The 16,365-nt window shown below is 63.2% G+C and carries 15 protein-coding genes; 4 read left to right on the forward strand and 11 right to left on the reverse strand.

Annotated features, from left to right (window positions below; genetic code table 11):
* Nucleotides 1-46 precede the first annotated feature (46 nt).
* Nucleotides 47-439 carry a VOC family protein gene (locus ACVZUB_RS17560; protein WP_003941628.1) on the reverse strand — a complete coding sequence of 131 codons (393 nt, stop codon included), beginning with the start codon at nt 437-439 and terminating at the stop codon, nt 47-49.
* A gap of 56 nt (nt 440-495) precedes the next feature.
* On the opposite strand from ACVZUB_RS17560, the gene ACVZUB_RS17565 reads away from it, so the two are divergent.
* On the forward strand, nt 496-1,275 hold the full coding sequence (locus ACVZUB_RS17565) for a helix-turn-helix domain-containing protein (protein ID WP_234551554.1): 780 nt from the start codon (nt 496-498) through the stop codon (nt 1,273-1,275).
* 2 nt (nt 1,276-1,277) lie between these two features.
* Nucleotides 1,278-1,628: an inorganic pyrophosphatase gene (locus ACVZUB_RS17570; protein WP_042921879.1), complete on the forward strand. Its 351-nt coding sequence runs from the start codon at nt 1,278-1,280 to the stop codon at nt 1,626-1,628.
* Here the strand turns inward: ACVZUB_RS17570 and ACVZUB_RS17575 are convergent.
* The 3 genes from ACVZUB_RS17575 to ACVZUB_RS17585 are packed head-to-tail and all read right to left on the reverse strand — an operon-like array spanning nt 1,621 to nt 4,539.
* Entirely contained in the window at nt 1,621-2,730 is a 1,110-nt protein-coding gene (locus ACVZUB_RS17575; RefSeq protein ID WP_482627569.1) for an LLM class flavin-dependent oxidoreductase, read from the reverse strand. The genes ACVZUB_RS17570 and ACVZUB_RS17575 overlap by 8 nt on opposite strands.
* A complete protein-coding gene (thiM, locus tag ACVZUB_RS17580) occupies nt 2,730-3,575 on the reverse strand; it encodes a hydroxyethylthiazole kinase (RefSeq protein ID WP_482627570.1) in 846 nt (281 codons plus the stop codon). Before thiM ends, ACVZUB_RS17575 begins: the two co-directional genes overlap by 1 nt.
* Before the next feature lie 43 nt (nt 3,576-3,618).
* A complete protein-coding gene (locus ACVZUB_RS17585) occupies nt 3,619-4,539 on the reverse strand; it encodes a sulfurtransferase (RefSeq protein ID WP_082845759.1) in 921 nt (306 codons plus the stop codon).
* Between the two features lie 128 nt (nt 4,540-4,667).
* Between ACVZUB_RS17585 and ACVZUB_RS17590 the strand changes: the two genes are divergently transcribed.
* Entirely contained in the window at nt 4,668-5,354 is a 687-nt protein-coding gene (locus ACVZUB_RS17590) for a GntR family transcriptional regulator (RefSeq protein ID WP_007735446.1), read from the forward strand.
* A gap of 48 nt (nt 5,355-5,402) precedes the next feature.
* Here ACVZUB_RS17590 and ACVZUB_RS17595 read toward each other — a convergent pair whose 3' ends face one another.
* The 4 genes from ACVZUB_RS17595 to ACVZUB_RS17610 form a co-directional block, all read right to left on the reverse strand.
* Entirely contained in the window at nt 5,403-5,924 is a 522-nt protein-coding gene (locus ACVZUB_RS17595; protein WP_063316171.1) for a hypothetical protein, read from the reverse strand.
* 18 nt (nt 5,925-5,942) lie between these two features.
* Complete coding sequence (locus ACVZUB_RS17600; RefSeq protein ID WP_007735448.1) at nt 5,943-6,974, reverse strand: cupin domain-containing protein; 1,032 nt, start codon at nt 6,972-6,974, stop codon at nt 5,943-5,945.
* Between the two features lie 60 nt (nt 6,975-7,034).
* Nucleotides 7,035-7,856, reverse strand: a complete 822-nt coding sequence (locus tag ACVZUB_RS17605; RefSeq protein ID WP_003941629.1) for an alpha/beta fold hydrolase — start codon at nt 7,854-7,856, stop codon at nt 7,035-7,037.
* Nucleotides 7,857-8,044: 188 nt separating this feature from the next.
* Nucleotides 8,045-9,172 (reverse strand): NDMA-dependent alcohol dehydrogenase, encoded by a 1,128-nt coding sequence (locus ACVZUB_RS17610; protein WP_003941634.1) that lies wholly within the window; start codon nt 9,170-9,172, stop codon nt 8,045-8,047.
* Between the two features lie 166 nt (nt 9,173-9,338).
* Here ACVZUB_RS17610 and ACVZUB_RS17615 point away from each other — a divergent pair, with 166 nt between their 5' ends.
* Nucleotides 9,339-10,199: a spermidine synthase gene (locus tag ACVZUB_RS17615; RefSeq protein WP_482627571.1), complete on the forward strand. Its 861-nt coding sequence runs from the start codon at nt 9,339-9,341 to the stop codon at nt 10,197-10,199.
* A gap of 9 nt (nt 10,200-10,208) precedes the next feature.
* Here the strand turns inward: ACVZUB_RS17615 and ACVZUB_RS17620 are convergent, their stop codons facing one another.
* The 3 genes from ACVZUB_RS17620 to ACVZUB_RS17630 all read right to left on the reverse strand — a co-directional run bounded on the left by ACVZUB_RS17620 (nt 10,209) and on the right by ACVZUB_RS17630 (nt 16,239).
* Nucleotides 10,209-13,223 (reverse strand): bifunctional [glutamine synthetase] adenylyltransferase/[glutamine synthetase]-adenylyl-L-tyrosine phosphorylase, encoded by a 3,015-nt coding sequence (locus ACVZUB_RS17620; RefSeq protein WP_030537556.1) that lies wholly within the window; start codon nt 13,221-13,223, stop codon nt 10,209-10,211.
* On the reverse strand, nt 13,220-14,560 hold the full coding sequence (locus ACVZUB_RS17625) for a glutamine synthetase family protein (protein WP_003941637.1): 1,341 nt from the start codon (nt 14,558-14,560) through the stop codon (nt 13,220-13,222). Before ACVZUB_RS17625 ends, ACVZUB_RS17620 begins: the two co-directional genes overlap by 4 nt.
* A 107-nt stretch (nt 14,561-14,667) precedes the next feature.
* Nucleotides 14,668-16,239, reverse strand: coding sequence for an alpha/beta hydrolase (locus tag ACVZUB_RS17630; RefSeq protein ID WP_030537557.1), 1,572 nt, complete (start codon nt 16,237-16,239; stop codon nt 14,668-14,670).
* Between the last annotated feature and the right edge of the window lie 126 nt (nt 16,240-16,365).

Below are 16,365 nucleotides of genomic sequence, written 5' to 3' on the forward strand. Positions count from 1 at the left end.
CCGCAGGCCCCGACCGATATTCGTTCGGGGCCTGCGTCGTTCGAATTCAGAGCGCGGCAAAGAGATCCACAGTATTGCCGTCGGGATCGAGAAGAACGGCGTAACGCTGCCCCCATACGGCGTCGAAGGGCGCCTTGTGCCCTGGGAAGTCGGCTGTCATGCGCTGATACGCCTCGTCTACTGCGGCGGGAGTCCCGAAATCGAAGGCCAAAGCGACGGGGTGTCGACCTTCCCCGACAGCGAAGTCCGGATCGAAGCTCGCGATGGTGGACAGCGCGTCCCAGGCCAGCCGAAGCCCACCGTCGAAAGTGAACTCCACATGCGGAGCGTCAGCGGGTGTTTCCGGAATGTCGAGCCCGAGGGTTCGGTAGAACGCGAGGGAACGCGCGAGATCGTTGGTGACGATTCCGACGAGATCGAGTCTCGGAGAGACGGACACGGTATTTCTCCTGTTTCGGGTCGAGAAGTGATCGGCGAGTGTGTGACGATGATCTGATGACCGGCACTGACACCCTCGCTCTTGACGGTAGTCGGACGGTAGCGTCGAGTCTTGAACAAAACGGCCACACCTATGTCGAGACTTGGATCACCGGTTCGGCCGGCCTCTTCAGTTGCACGTGGAAAAGCACTACCGACCCCCATGCGCCCACGGAAGCAAAGCGGATTCTTCCCGATCTCTGCGCAGACTTCATCGTCGACAGCACCGGAAAGTCGTGGCTCGTCGGACCTGCCACCGGTGCCGATCTGGTTTCGGTCGCCGCCGGTACAACCATGTGGGGCATCCGGATCAATCCACCGGCTCTGCGGAGCCTGCTCGGCACAGCTGCCGATGCGGTGCAGGATTCGAAGATCGCCATCGACGACATCCTCACTTCCAGACAAGCACGGGTACTTGCCGACGCCCTGCGCCACGAGGCAGTCGACGCACACCTACTGGGCCAGTTGTGGCGCGGACTGGAACCCGACCACGGAATCGAGCGTGGTTACTCCGCGCTCATCTCCTCCCCTTCCACGCCGATACGAGAGATTGCTGCAGACCTCGGTGTTTCCGAACGTCATTTCAGACGATCGATCACGTCAGCGGTCGGGCTGTCCCCCAAACTGATTCAGAAGGTGCAACGAATGCAGGACGTGTTGACTCTCAGCCGCGGCGCAAAACTCACGCTGTCGTCGCTGGCCGGTCGCGCCGGCTACGCCGACCAAGCCCACCTCGCACGCGATACGCGTGCACTGGCAGGTCTGACACCGACTCAGCTACTGCGCGAGCACCGGTAACGATGAGCGAAGATCTGTTCGCCGCCCTCGATCACCTGGCTGCCACGTCAGCTGTCGTGATCGATCGCCCCCGAGGGTCGGCACACCCGCGGTACCCCGATGCGATCTATCCGCTCGACTACGGCTATCTCGACGGCACGGTCAGCGCGGACGGCGACGGGATCGATCTGTTCCGAGGCTCGGCCGTCGGCAACGGTGTTGTCGCCGTGGCCGTTGTTGCCGACATCGTCAAGAAGGACGTGGAAGTCAAGATCCTTCTCGAATGTACTGCGTCTGAAATCGACACTGCCACAGCATTTCTCCGCGACGTTCTAGGTCTCGGTGCCACTGTCTTGCGGCGCGCCGTCAGCTGAGTTCGTCGAATCGCGGAACAAGATGCTCCGCAACCCACTTCGCTTCCTCGATCAGAGGCCAACCTGCCAGGATCAGTGCAGTCAAACCGGTTCGGCTGCGAAGCGTGCGTACCGAGTCCGTGATCGAATCCGGATCGCCGACGTAGTACACGGCCGATGACCCGGTGCCGAAGATGTCGAGGGGTGACCACGCCGTGATACCCGCGTACAGCCCGTCACCGACGTACAACTCCTCCGGTTCCGGAAGTCGGCCGGAGGCAATCTTGTCCGCCCAACCCTGTCGCTGAGCGTCGCGGGCGGTGAAGGTCTTGAGGTCTTGCTTCCCCTGAGTGCGACGACGCACTGCGTTGTCCAAGACATGAGCGATCTGCTCGACGCCCGTCTTCTCGAACAACGAACGGAACCGGTCGTGCGCCTGCGCCTTGGTGGGGCGAACGATCACACCGGTGAGCGCACCGAAGTCGGTGAACTCGCGCCCGGCTGCCTCCGCCGCCGCCCGTGCGGCAGAGAATTTGTCTTCGATGAACGAAGTCTCGCGCAGCATCGCCAAGTAGGTGTCGAGCACCTTGCCTGAATTCGCCAGGCCTGCAGGCGAATCACCGGTACCCCACAGCGGAACCTGATGCCCAGCGGGCGCATCGATACGCAGTGGTGTGTTGGGAAAGTTCGACTCCGTGCCTTCGGCGTAGATGCGGCGGAAGTCCGCCCAGTACTGCTCCCCCAACTCGTAACGCTCGTCGTGGGGCACGTTCATGTCGTACTTGGTCAGGATGTTCTCGCGTCCGTTGACCGAGTTGATCAACAGTCGGCCGCCGCTGAAGGCGTCGAAAGTCAATGCCTTCTCCGCCAGCAGTCGCGCCGGCGTCATGTTCGCGTAGACGGCGACGAGGAACTTCATGCGCGTGGTGTGCGCTGCCGCCCACGTCGCCGAGATGAACGGATCGTTCGGCCAGGTGGCAACAAGCGCACCTTCGAATCCGCCGTCGTCGATGGTCTTCGCGAGCTCGATCTGCCTGGCCCCGTCCACGGGGAACAGCCCACCGGGGCTCCACGGGTAGCCCCCGTCTGCCTGGGTGAGATACCAAAATGTCTTGATGCCCATCAGTTCTGCACTCCAGCCGGCAGGTCGAACGATTCGATTCGGGCACGTGAGCGGATGGTGTCCGCATTCACGCTGCAGAGCGCATCGAGGTATGCGACCGCGAAAGAACCGGGGCCCGAGGCATTTTCCTCGGCGATCTCCGATGCCACGGCAACATGCGTGTGCGCGGCAACCAATCCGTCCAGCGCGGTCGACGTGACGGCGAGGTAGGCGGCGACAAGACCGCCCAGAGAGCAACCGGTACTGGTCACGCGCGGCAACAGCGCGCTGCCACCGGAGACTCGGATGCCCTGGGTGTCACCGCCCGCATCGCGGCCGACGATGTAGTCGACCGGTCCGGATGCCGACACGGCATCCGCATGCTTCAAGAGTGACAGAGCGGCGGGCACCGCGTCGGCGGAATCGGAGGCACTGTCGACGCCGCGGGTGTCACCGCCGAGTCCGGCCAGAGCGATGATCTCCGATGCGTTCCCGCGGATGGCGCTGGGGTGAAAGCGCAGCAGATCCACAGCGATACCGCTCCGCCAGGGTAGTCCGCCGACACCGACGGGATCCAAAACCCATGGCGTACCGGCAGTTCGGGCCGCTTCTGCTGCTATCAGGAAAGCTTCGGCTGTCCCGTCGTCCGGCGTTCCGAGGTTGACGAGCACTCCCCCGGCGATGGCAGCGAACCCACCCGCTTCGTGGACGTTGTCGATGTGAGCGTTGCTTGCGCCGGCGGCGAGCAGAACATTGGTCAAGAAGTTCGCAGAAACGATGTTGGTCAGCGACTGGACGAGCGGTACCTGATCGCGGAGTGCGTCGATCGCCGACGCGACGGTTTCGACAGAGACAGTGTCAGACATGAGAATTCCTTCAGAACGGGAGGTAATTGAGGACTGCGGCGATTCAGGACCGCGGACATCGAACATCCGCAAGCGCGCCGCCGGGCTCACCGCCGACAACCATCGGCAAAGTCGGATCTGCAGTCCATTCCTCCAACGAACCGTCGTAGACCTTGACGTCCTCATAGCCGCCGCGGATCAGTGCGAGTGCTGTCAGGCACGCCGAAACTCCACCGCCGCAATAGATCACGACAGGTTCAGCGACGGGTGGTAGAACGTCAGCAGATTTCGACCGAACATCGTCCGCCGGAAGCATCCGGGCATCGGCGTCGAGAAGACCCTTCGCAGACAGATTCACACTTGACGGAATATGTCCGCGTCGCGAATATCGCGTCTTCTCCGTTCCCTCGTACTGCTCAGGCGCCAGCGCGCACACCAGCGTTCCGGCTTCTTCTCCTGAGGACAGTGAGGCAACGCGAGGTAGATCGACCCACAGGCCAAGGTCCGTCACACTCCAACGCTTCGACGCCGACGTGTGGGTGACGTCGTCGCCGCTCGCGAGGGCGAAGCCGCATCGAGTCCATTCGGCGAGGCCACCGTCGAGGACCCTTGCTTCGATGCCGGCGTTGCGAAACACCCACCAGAGCCGTGATGCCCAAGTGGTCGAACCCTGGTCGTAGATCACGATTGTCGCACCCGGTTCGATACCACTGGATTGGAGATCGGACATCAACTGCTCCGTTGACGGGCGTGTGAAATGCAGCGCCGCTTCCCTTTCGGAAAAGACGTCCATCAGGTCGACGTGTCGGGAACCCGGGATGTGCGAGGAAACCCAGCCGTCGTACCCGGACTCCGGGCGATAGTCGCCGTCAAATCGCGCGGGAGGAAAATGAACCGTCGCGTCGAGCACGGCGACGCCTCCCTCACGCAGCATCGCGTCGAGTTCAACGGCACTCACCAGCGGCGACGCGGTCTCTCCAGCCACTTCGGACCCTCTCCCTCGGAAACGAACAAGCACGAACCTAAATGAGTACTAGCGTATACGCAAGTACTCACTCGTCGTCGATGGCATAATCGAACGCGCTCTACTTGCATGCACAGGAATGAGGACACATGGATCTCGACGCCGATACGAGCACCACCGATCTGCTGGTGCCGGAGGCTGCGCTCGGCCGGTCCGATCAGACCTCGCGGCAGTACCTGCGCCTGCGAGCCGACATCCTGGCCGGCAAGTTCCCCCAGGGCGCTCCGCTGCACGAGACTCAATTGTGCGAATCGTACGGCGCATCCCGCACCCCGATCCGGGAAGCACTCAACTGGCTCGCACACGACGGACTACTCGAACGAGCCGCTCGCGGTTTTCGTGTCCGTTCCGGCACACCCGAGGACGTCATCGAGATCTACGCGGCGCGGGTAGCTCTCGAATCGGAAGCGGCAGGCGCCGCCGCACTCCGCCACAGCGATCTCGACCTTGCTCGCCTGGACGGATTACACGAGTTCTGCTGCACTGCAACCGAAGGCACCGAGGTGCGTTCCGGGAACTTCAAGTTTCACGAGGCCCTCTGGCAGGCCGCCCACAATTCCACGATCACCTCACTGCTGATCCGCCTCACCACCCAATTGCGAATCTACGACAGCGGCCCGCCGTCGAACTACGGCGAACCGGACCTGCTCAATTCGGAACATCAAGAGATCCTGAACGCCATCCGCGCCAGGGACGAATCGTCCGCGCGTGGCTACATGCGCAACCATCTCGAGCGCAGCCGCGACCAACGAATAAGGATGTTCGCCAGCCGCTGACTTCAGACAGCCCAGATTTCTGCACGCCGACGCCTGCGCCGCCGTCGCTCAGACGGGGAGCGTGCCGGTGTCGACGTCGTACACGCTCTCGGCCGGGCTCGACATCACTCGATCCGCCATCTCCTGCTTGAGCTCTGTCAGCCGTGACTCGTCTTCGGCCGTCCGGTCGGACTTACGGGACAGAGTAATGAACTCGTCGACGACGAACCCCTCCCGAACAGTCAGCGTGACGCTCGCGCCGCGATAGGTGATCCGAAATACATACAGCGCGAGCGTATTTCCACGTTCACGCCTGGCCAAGGAACTGTCAACGGTGTACCGCCCTTCGGTCACCGCGCGCGTGACCAACTCGAACGCATCGCGCACTCCTGGTCCGCCGTGTGCGGTGGTGACGACCAGCTCGCGACGCTCGACGGAGCCTTCCCCGCCGAGCACACCGAGAGCGCGCTCGAGAACCTTGTAGGCATGCGCCACGCCGCCCGGGGCCTGCGGACCGTGATAGCGGAGGGCGTCCTCGTACGTGAAGTCGAGCATCGTCCCGTAATCGGTCACGGTGAGCGTGGTGGCCATGATGGGCGTCCTTGCCGGTCAGTGCTGGCGGTCGATCGGATTGATCCGCGAGACGATGAGCGGATCGATCGGAGTGAAAGGGAAGTGCGGCAGCTCCCGCTCCGGAACGCCGAACGAGGCCGAGAGAACGCTGCGCGAGAACGCGGAAGCCGTTGCACGGTAGCCTATGTCGCCCGGTGTCGGCTGGTCGAAGAAGATGAGGAAATTGATGTCCTCGTCGCCTAGAACCTCGATATGATGGGGATAGGCACGCGGAACGAAATACACCTGACCGGGCTCCAGTAGGTAGGTGTCGAGCGAACCGTCCGGATCGAGGACCGTCATCCGCCCGTGACCACGATGCACGTATCCCATTTCGGCAGTGACGGGATGCCAGTGTGGCTCACGCATTCCACTCTCGCGAATAGTCAACGAGTACATCGAAAGATCCTCCAGCGCCGCCCAATACTGCTTTCGCGCCACTTTCGCCTGTCCGTACGGATATGCGAGAGGCGCGATCTGGCCTTCGAGATCGAAGAGATGCGCGTTGGGAAGGCCGGCGGTATCGGGAACGACGGCGGCGCCGTCCCGCCGAACTATCTGGGACGCATCGGCTCTACCGAAGACGTCGAAGGCCGATGCGGCGAGATCGTACGTATTGCCGAGCACCGCGTTCGACATTGCGCTGACGCTACTCTGCAACGAAAAGTGCTGCGGCAGAGAAGTACGCAGGGCGGCGATGATCTCCGCCTCCTCCTCTCCGACATTCTCGATGTGATAAATCGCGCCGGATTCGACGTGATACATCTGCCCCGCTCGCACCACGAAACTGGCGAACTCGTCAGCATTGCCCAACATCGAGACGAGCACGGTTCCGCTGGTGACGTAGGCGATCTGGTTCGCGTTGACGTTCCATTGTGGTTCACGGATCGCGCCGGGACCGAGAACAATTCGTTTGATCGACAGACCGGACAGGATCGGCAACGAACTCGTGTCGAGCTGCGAGATCGACCCGAGTTCGTTCTCGAAGACACTGGGGCCATTGCGTAGTGAGGCAACGTGTGTAGACATGGCAATTTTATCCTTCCCACTCTGGTCCTTTCGACTCCGCTCCCTTCCGCCTCGCTGACGTCAGTCCTCGATGAACGCGAGAATGTCCTGGTCCAGTGTCTTCTGATATGAGCCGTAGATACCGTGAGGTGCGCCCGGATACACCTTCAGCGTGCCCTTCTTCACCAGCTTGATCGCCTTCTCGGCCGCTGCGCCGATCGGCACGATCTGATCGTCGTCGCCCTGAGCGATGAGGAACGGAACGTCGATGGCTTCGAGATCGGAGGTCTGGTCCGTCTCCGAGAATGCCTTGACGCAGTCGTAGGCCGCGGCGAGGTTGACCAACATACCTTGCCGCCAGAAGTCGTCCTTCGCCCCTTGCGAGACGTCGGCACCTTCGCGGTTCGCGCCGTAAAAGCTCTCGCTGAGATCCTTGTAGAACTGCGATCGGTCTCGCAGAACTCCCTCACGGATGCCGTCGAAGACCTCGATCGGTGTGCCTTCGGGGTTGCCGTCCGATTTGACCATGATCGGCGGTACGGCGCCGGCGGTGATCACCTTCGCCACGCGCCCTTTGCCGTGCTGCGCCGCGTACCGGACCACTTCCCCGCCGCCGGTCGAATGGCCAACCAGGACCAGGTCTTTCAGGTCGAGTGTGTCGATCAGCTCAGCCAGGTCCTTGGCATATGTATCCATGTCATTGCCGGTGTACGTCTTCGACGAGCGACCGTGTCCTCGACGATCGTGCGCGATGGTCCGGTATCCGGCGTCGGCGAACAACTTCATCTCGACCTGCCACGCGTCAGAACTCAGCGGCCACCCGTGGCTGAGGACGATCGGCCGGCCGACGCCGTGCTCGGTGTAGTAGATCTCGGTTCCGTCGGAGGTGGTGATGTAGGGCATGCTCTGCTCTTCTCTGTCGAGTCGTGGACTGAGATCCGGACACGGTGCCCGGTTTCCTCACTCTGCGAGTGCCCACTACGGGGGCAGTCGACTCATCGATCGACAGAAATGTGCGTGGGGGCAGAAGACTCCGGCCCGACACCACGAAGCGTGGTGCCGGGCCGGAGCCTTCAGTCAAAGGGAAACGATCAGTAATCGTCCTCCGTGTAGACGATCATCCCGCGCAGATTCTTTCCTTCGAGCATGTCGGCGTACCCCTCGTTGATCTCCTCGAGCTTGTAAGTCTTGGTCACCAACTCGTCGAGTTTGAGTGCGCCGCTTCGGTAGTGATCGAGCAACTTGGGAATCTGGGACCGTGGCCCTACCCCGCCGAAGATGGCTCCCTGCAAACGCTTCTGCAGAAGGGTCAGCTCGAAGAGGCTGAGCGTCACCTGCGAATCTGCGTAATGCCCCATTCCGACGACCACGACCTGGCCACCCTTGCCCGTCGCGCTGAGCGCGGGCTGAATGATGTCGCCGTGAATCTCGCCCACGGTGATCACGGTGACGTCGGCCATCTTGCCCCAGGTGATCTCGCCGATCACCGGTAGCGCTTCCTCGAGGGAGGCAAAAGTATGTGTGGCGCCGAATTCCTTTGCCTTGTCGCGCTTGAACTCGACGGGATCGATCGCGATCACAAATCGTGCTCCGGCGGACGCCGCACCCTGCACCGAGTTGATTCCGACGCCGCCGACGCCGACGACCACCACCGTGTCGCCGACCTTGGCTCCACCGATTGCGGTGGCCGATCCCCAACCGGTGGCAACACCGCAGCCGAGCAAGGCCGCCTTGTCGAGCGGGATGTCCTTCTCGATCTTGATCACCGACGCCTCGTTGACGGTCACGTACGGCGAAAATGTTCCGAGCAGGCACATCTGGATGACCGGCTCGTCGTCGAGGGTGACGCGGTACGTCTTGTCGGAGATCGCCTGCCCGGTCAACAGGCCGGCTCCTTCGTCGCAGATGTTCTGCAGACCCTTCGCACAGGACGGACAACGTCCGCACGCCGGGATGAAGGCGAGAACCACGTGGTCGCCTTCTTCGACGCTCGCGACACCCGGTCCGACCTTCGTCACCACTCCGGCGCCTTCGTGCCCGCCCAGGGCCGGGTAGAAGGGCAGCGGGCTGGCGCCCGTACGCAAATGTTCGTCCGAATGGCACAGTCCCGATGCGGCGAGTCGGACCTGTACCTCACCCGAGACCGGGTCGCCCAGCTCGACCTCTTCGATCTCCCATGCCTGACCTGGCGCCTTGACTACCGCTGCCTTGACCTTCACCTGCACTCCTCGAAATTCTTCGTGATGCACGGACGACGAAAGAACGCGCCGGCATTTGTGTCACCGATCACACTCTGTCTACGAGTGTGCCTGAAGTAGCTCGAGAATACTGCCGGTCTGTGCGCCTTTTTGGTAGCCGCCTCTACCAAAAAGGCGCACGGCTAACATGGACACAGTGGCCAAGGGAACTCGCAAGACCAGAACTCGCAGCAGTACTCCCGAGCGAGGCGAGTCCGGTCCCATCGCCGGCACTTTTCCGATCGATACCGGGACGTGCGAACTAGTCCGCGATCAGTACTCCGATGACAGTTGGATCATCCAGATCAACGGAGTGCCCAGTTCCCACGTGAACGTCGCGGATCCCACGGTGCTCGATTTCGAGTACATGCGGTGGATCGCGCATCTGGTCGATTCCGAACGTGACAAGGCCGAGCGCCTGCGGGTGCTTCATCTCGGCGGTGGCGCCTGCTCCATGGCCAGATACTTCGCCGCCACCTACCCTGACGCGCGTCAAGTGGTGGTCGAAATCGACGGTGCTCTGGCGGAACTTGTACGCGATTGGTTCGACCTCCCGCGCGCGCCTCTTCTGCGCATCCGCGTCGGAGAAGCCCGCGCCGTCACCGAAACTCTCACCGAGTCCACCCGGGACATCGTGATTCGAGATGTCTTCGCCGGCAGCACAACTCCGACACCACTGACGACGGCGCAATTCACGACCCACGTACGACGCGTGCTGGCACCGGGCGGTATCTACATCGTCAACTGCGGCGACACCCCGGATCTTCAGGGCGCGCGCAGTGAAGCCGCAACCATCGGTGCGCAGTTCGAACACATGACGATCATCGCCGATCCCGCGATGCTCAAGGGCCGTCGCTACGGCAACATGATCATCGCGGGCAGCGACGTACCGATCGGCGGGCAACCCGCGCTCGCGCGCGAGCTACTCGGCGGAGGAGTTCCCGCCCACGTGTGGCAGGGCGCCGAAGTCCGCAAGTTCGCCGCGAATGCGCCGGTTCGCCAAGACTGAGCGAAAACGCTACTCCCCGCCGAAGACCCTCTCCACCACTGCTTTTGCCCGACGCGTGATGCGCAGGTAGTTGTCGAGGAACTCCCCTGCGTCGTCGCCGTATCCAGCGACCTGCGCCACCGCCGCGAGAACACGGCCCGGGCCGGGAAGCTGATCGGTCGGCTTGCCTCGCACCAGAACGAGGCAGTTGCGTGCCTTCGTCGCGGTGATCCAGGCGTCACGCAGCAGTTCGACGTCACCTTCGCTGAGCAGTTCCGCGGCGCCGATGGCGTCGAGAGTCTCGAGGGTCGACGTGTTGTGCAGCGACTCGATCTTGTCGGCGTGGCGCAGCTGCAGCAATTGCACAGTCCACTCGATGTCGGCCAAGCCGCCGCGACCCAGTTTCGTGTGCGTCGCCGGATCGGCTCCGCGAGGAAGCCTTTCGGAATCGACTCGCGCCTTGATGCGCCGGATCTCGCGCACCGCCGCGTCACTGACGCCGCCTTCGGGGTAGCGGGTCTTGTCGATCATGTGCAGGAACCGCAGTCCCAATTCAGGATCACCGGCCACCGGGTGCGCACGAAGGAGTGCTTGAATCTCCCACGCCTGAGCCCACTTCGCGTAGTACGCGTCGTAAGACTCCAGGGTTCGTACCATCGGTCCGTTGCGACCTTCCGGGCGCAGTCCGGTGTCGACCTCGAGCGGTGGATCTGTACTCGGTGCCCCGAGAAGCTTGCGCACCTTGTCGGCAATGCTGTTGGCCCACTTGACCGCAACGGTCTCGTCGACGCCCTCGCGGGGTTCGCACACGAACAGAACGTCCGCATCGGATCCGTAGCCGAGTTCGCCGCCGCCGAGTCGGCCCATGCCGATGACGGAGAAACTGGCCGGCGCCTCGGTCCCAAGTTCGGTGACGCTGGCCTTGATCACCGCGGAGAGCGATGCATTGAGCACCGCGGCCCACACCGAGGACAGCGCCTTGCAGACGGCGGGAACATCGAGCATGCCGAGGATGTCGGCCGACGCGATTCGCGCAAGTTCGTGTCGGCGCAGCGAGCGGGCCGCGGCAACAGCACGATTGGGATCACTGTGTCGGCCGGAGGCGGTGAGTATTCCGCGAGCGACGTCCTCGGGCTTCGGCTCGACCAGGCGCGGTCCACTCGGCGAATCCGCGAACAAGCGAATCACGTCGGGAGCCTTGATGAGCAGGTCGGGTAGGTACGCCGACGAGCCCAGCACGGTCATCAGACGCTCGGCCACCGCAGCCTCGTCGCGGAGCAGGCGCAGGAACCACGTCTGGTCGACGAGCGCGTCCGAGAGCCTGCGGTAAGCGAGCAGACCGGCATCGGGATCCGGTGTGTCCGCGAGTGATTCGAGCAGAGTCGGCAACAGGAGCGCTTGAATGCGACCCTTGCGTGAAGCGCCACTCGTCAGTGCAGTCAGATGCCCGAGAGCATGCTCGGGTGCCGTGTAACCGAGAGCGGCCAACTGGCGAACCGCGGCTTCTGGCCCCAGGACCAGTGCTTCCTTGTCCATCCGCGCCACCGATTCGAGAAGCGGGCGGTAGAACAACTTGGCGTGCAGGCGGCGAATCCGATGCGAATTCCGCTTGATCTCGGCGCGCAGGACTCCCAGGGAATCCAGACGACCGTCGGGTCGCATGTGCGCGGCGCGGGCCAGCCAACGCAGCGCTTCCTCGTCGTCCGGCGGCGGCAGGGTGTGTGTGCGCTTGAGCTTCTGTAACTGCAGACGGTGCTCGAGCAGACGCAGGAATTCGTACGACGCAGTCAGGTTGGCGGCGTCGTCGCGGCCGACGTATCCACCCGCCGCCAATGCAGTCAGTGCATCGACGGTGCTCTGGACATGCAACGAACTGTCAGCGCGCCCGTGCACCAATTGCAGGAGTTGGACGGCGAATTCGACGTCGCGCAAACTTCCGCGGCCGAGTTTGAGTTCGCGCTCACGCAGTTCGGGGGGAACCATTTCCTCGACGCGTCGACGCATGGCCTGGACTTCGGGGACGAAGTCCTCGCGCTCGGAGGCGATCCACACCATCGGGCTCATCGCCTCGGAGTACTGGCGACCGAGCTCCATGTCGCCGGTCATCGGACGAGCCTTGAGCAGTGCCTGGAACTCCCAGGTCTTGGCCCAGCGCTTGTAGTACGTGATGTGGGATTCGAGGGAGCGAACCAATTCTCCGCGCTTGCCTTCGGGCCGCAGCGCAGCATCGACCTCGAAGAATGCGGAGGTACCGATACGCATCATCTCACCGGCAACGCGACTGGCCGTCGCATCGGCCGGTTCGGCGACGAACACCACGTCGACGTCGGAGACGTAGTTCAGCTCGCGCGCACCACATTTGCCCATGGCGATCACGGCGAGCCGGATCGGACAGCTGCCCTCGGGACACACCGTTGCGATGGCCACCGCAAGTGCAGCGGTCAGCGCGGCGTCGGCCAGATCGGAAAGCTGGTGCCCCACAGTCTGATACGGAACTACGGGTTCGTTCTCGACGGTCGCCGCAAGATCAGCCGCAGCCAGCAGCATCAACTGGTCCTTGTAGCTCTTACGCAGAGCAACAACAGCTTCCGGCCCGGTTACCGTGGCGCGGTAGGTCAATGAACCTTCGGTGGCACCCTCGTCGACAGTTGCACCCACGACCTCGAGCAACGCTGCAGTCGCCTCGTCCTTGGTCGGCAGAGCGGTGCCGTCGAGCAGTTTCCAGCCGATCGGATCCGCGGCCAGGTGGTCGCCGAAGGCCGACGACGCACCCACCAGTGCGAACAAACGGCCGCGCAGGCTCTTGTCCTTGCGCAGGACCTGATCGAGTTCGCGCCACCCGTCGCCGAGCCCGTCCTTGATCCGCACAAGGGTGCGCAGAGCGAGGTCGGCATTCGCGGCACGCGAAAGCGACCACAAGAGTTCGATGCTCTCGGCGTCGACCCAACCGAGCTGACGCAACTCGTCGGCAGCGGTGGGCTCGACCAGCCCGAGTCGACCCGGTCCTGGAACTGCTGATCTCGCAGCGGGCGGTTTCACCGTCACAGACCGAGGTAGGTCTTGAGCTCGAACGGCGTCACGTGGCTGCGGTATTCCTCCCACTCACGACGCTTGTTGCGCAGGAAGAAGTCGAAGACGTGCTCGCCGAGTGCTTCGGCCACGAGCTCCGACTTCTCCATCTCGCGCAGAGCGCTGTCCAAGTTGCTCGGCAGTTCCTTGTAACCCATGGCGCGACGCTCGGCGGAGGTCAACGACCACACGTCGTCTTCTGCCTCGGGCGGCAAGGTGTAGCCCTTCTCGATGCCGCGAAGACCGGCAGCAAGCAGGACCGCGAAAGTCAGGTACGGGTTGCAAGCCGAGTCTGGGCTACGGATCTCGACGCGGCGTGACGACGCCTTGTTGGGCGTGTACATCGGGACGCGAATGAGAGCCGATCGGTTGGACGGGCCCCACGACGCAGCAGTGGGTGCCTCTCCCCCGTGGACGAGTCGCTTGTACGAGTTGACCCACTGGTTCGTGACCGCACTGATCTCGTTGGCGTGCTCGAGGATGCCGGCGATGAACGCCTTGCCGGTCTCGGAGAGCTGCATCGGATCGTCCGGATTGTGGAAGGCGTTGGTGTCGCCCTCGAACAGGCTCATGTGGGTGTGCATCGCGGAGCCGGCCTGATCGCTGAACGGCTTGGGCATGAAGCTCGCCCGGACGCCTTCACCGATCGCGACCTCCTTGACGACGTAACGGAACGTCATCACGTTGTCGGCCATCGAGAGTGCGTCGGCGTAGCGCAGATCGATCTCCTGCTGACCCGGCGCGGCCTCGTGGTGGCTGAACTCGACCGAGATGCCCATCGACTCGAGTGCGTCGATGGCGTGGCGGCGGAAATTCGGAGCCGAATCGTGCACAGCCTGGTCGAAGTATCCGCCCGAGTCCGCCGGGATCGGTGGAGTGCCGTCGATCGGGCCGTTCTCCAGAAGGAAGAACTCGATTTCCGGGTGGACGTAGCAGCTGAAGCCCAAGTCGCTGGCCTTGCTCAACTGGCGACGCAGTACGTGGCGCGGATCGGCCCACGACGGCGAACCGTCGGGCATCGTGATGTCACAGAACATGCGAGCGGAATGCTGCGCACCGTCCTTGTGGGCCCACGGCAGGATCTGGAATGTCGAGGCGTCGGGCCGAGCGACGGTGTCGGCTTCGGAGACTCGAGAGAATCCCTCGATGGCGGAACCGTCGAATCCGATTCCCTCCTCGAAGGCGCCTTCGAGTTCGGCGGGGGCGATCGCCACCGATTTGAGGTACCCGAGAACATCGGTGAACCACAAGCGGACAAACCGAATGTCGCGCTCTTCCAGGGTACGAAGCACGAATTCTTTTTGGCGATCCATGCACGCGAGACTAAGCAAGCCACGTTAAATCTGTGTTACATCAGTGGTCCCGGTTAACAGAGTGATTGGTCACCATCGAATAGGCGCAGCGTACGGCGTCGCGCCGGCTAACATGTCAGACCCTCTTCCGGAGCCTTCAAGTAAACGAAGTAGTCGACGACGGCATCGTCGACGCAGGAGTTTCCGTCCAGAACCACCGTGTGTTGGGTTCCGTCGAACGTGATCAGAGCAGCGCCCAACTGCTTCGCGAGATCCACTCCGGCCTGATAGGGGGTCGCCGGATCCTGCGTCGTGGACACGACGACCAGCTGCGGCAGACCGGCGTCAGCGAGCGCCTGGGGGTCGAGCGCGTGAGGGCTGCCGGTAGCCGGAACGGGCCAGAACGCGCACAGGTCGAGCGGCGCTTGACCCGTCCCGCGGCCGTCGTCGAGGAACGGCGCCGCCTCGCGGTACCGAGTGTCGGATTCGCCGGCCTCGGCGCGGTCGGTGGTTGCCGGATCGTCCACGCAGCGAATGGCGTTGAACGCGTCGTTGATGTTGGAGTAGCTGCCGTCATCCTCACGGCCTTCGTACATGTCGGCGAGATTGAGCAGCGAGTCGCCGCGTCCGTCGGCCAGACTCGACAGACCCCCACGCAGCGGCGTCCACAACTGTGGCGAATACAGAGCCTGCTGCACGCCCGTGATCGCGTCGGAATAACTCAGCCCGCGCGGATCGGTGGTCTGTGCCGGCTTCTCGATCAACGGATCGACGAGTGCCTGAAAGCGTGCCTGCGCCTGCGCCGGATCATCACCCAGCGGGCAATCCGTTCGCGAGACACAGTCGGCGACAAAGGCGTCGAACGCGCCTTGGAAGCCCTGCCCCTGCAAGACCACTTCGTCGACCGGATCCTGCTCGGGGTCGAGCGCGCCGTCGAGGACCATCGCTCGGACGTTCTGCGGAAAGGTTTCCGCGTACGTGGATCCGAGCCGGGTCCCGTACGAGAACCCGAGGTAGTTCATCTTCGGATCGCCGAGAACGCCCCGAATGACGTCCATATCTCGCACCACCTCGTAGGTACCGACATGAGCGAGGAACTCCGTACCGGTCCGCTCAGCGCACTTGGCGGCGTAGTCCTTGCTGTCCGCCTCGGCGAGAGCGATGCCCTCCGGCGTCATGTCGACGTTGACCTCCGCACGCTCCGCGTCGGTCTCCTCCGGCGTCAAACACCGAACCTGCGGGGTCGACGCCCCGATCCCCCGCGGATCGAAGCCGATCATGTCGAAACGTTCCTGCAATTCGGTGCCCGAACCCGAGGTCGCCATCGACAGCCCGGACCCACCCGGCCCGCCGGGGTTCAGCAACAGTGAGCCGATGCGGTCGCCGGTTGCCTTCGAACGCGAGATCACCACCTTCGCGGTGTCGCCGTTCGGATTCGCGTAGTCGACGGGAACGCTCACCTCGGCGCAGTCGACACCACGCCCCAGCGGCGCAGTTCCTTCTTCGACGAATTGGTCGCACGAACCCCAGTCGAGCGTCTGCTCGTAGAATTTCTCGAGGCCGGACGGCACCGCGGACGCGGCAGAACCAGCAGGTTCCACTGATTCGGGCGTGCCTTCCGAACTGGTGCAACCGACAACCAACACGAGCACTGCTGCGCTTCCGGCGAGGGCACCGGAGAGGCGAACGAACTTCGACATGCCATCGATGGTGCCAGGAAACCGCGATAGCCAGCGGTTCGCCTCGTCTCGGCACCTACCTGATACGCGCGCGGTGATGTGACCCATTGCACCCCGTCAACTATTCGTGTCGGCGATGTCCGGTGG

The sequence above is a fragment of the Rhodococcus sp. OS5 genome (assembly GCF_056837585.1).

Excerpts from the sequence above, each read along its gene's own strand:
- ACVZUB_RS17565 (WP_234551554.1), top strand. The coding sequence starts at position 496 with ATGACCGGCACTGACACCCTCGCTCTTGACGGTAGTCGGACGGTAGCG.
- ACVZUB_RS17600 (WP_007735448.1), bottom strand. The coding sequence starts at position 6,974 with ATGTCTACACACGTTGCCTCACTACGCAATGGCCCCAGTGTCTTCGAG.
- ACVZUB_RS17575 (WP_482627569.1), bottom strand. The coding sequence starts at position 2,730 with ATGGGCATCAAGACATTTTGGTATCTCACCCAGGCAGACGGGGGCTAC.
- thiM (WP_482627570.1), bottom strand. The coding sequence starts at position 3,575 with ATGTCTGACACTGTCTCTGTCGAAACCGTCGCGTCGGCGATCGACGCA.
- ACVZUB_RS17605 (WP_003941629.1), bottom strand. The coding sequence starts at position 7,856 with ATGCCCTACATCACCACCTCCGACGGAACCGAGATCTACTACACCGAG.
- ACVZUB_RS17570 (WP_042921879.1), top strand. The coding sequence starts at position 1,278 with ATGAGCGAAGATCTGTTCGCCGCCCTCGATCACCTGGCTGCCACGTCA.
- ACVZUB_RS17595 (WP_063316171.1), bottom strand. The coding sequence starts at position 5,924 with ATGGCCACCACGCTCACCGTGACCGATTACGGGACGATGCTCGACTTC.
- ACVZUB_RS17630 (WP_030537557.1), bottom strand. The coding sequence starts at position 16,239 with ATGTCGAAGTTCGTTCGCCTCTCCGGTGCCCTCGCCGGAAGCGCAGCA.
- ACVZUB_RS17625 (WP_003941637.1), bottom strand. The coding sequence starts at position 14,560 with ATGGATCGCCAAAAAGAATTCGTGCTTCGTACCCTGGAAGAGCGCGAC.
- ACVZUB_RS17590 (WP_007735446.1), top strand. The coding sequence starts at position 4,668 with ATGGATCTCGACGCCGATACGAGCACCACCGATCTGCTGGTGCCGGAG.
- ACVZUB_RS17615 (WP_482627571.1), top strand. The coding sequence starts at position 9,339 with ATGGACACAGTGGCCAAGGGAACTCGCAAGACCAGAACTCGCAGCAGT.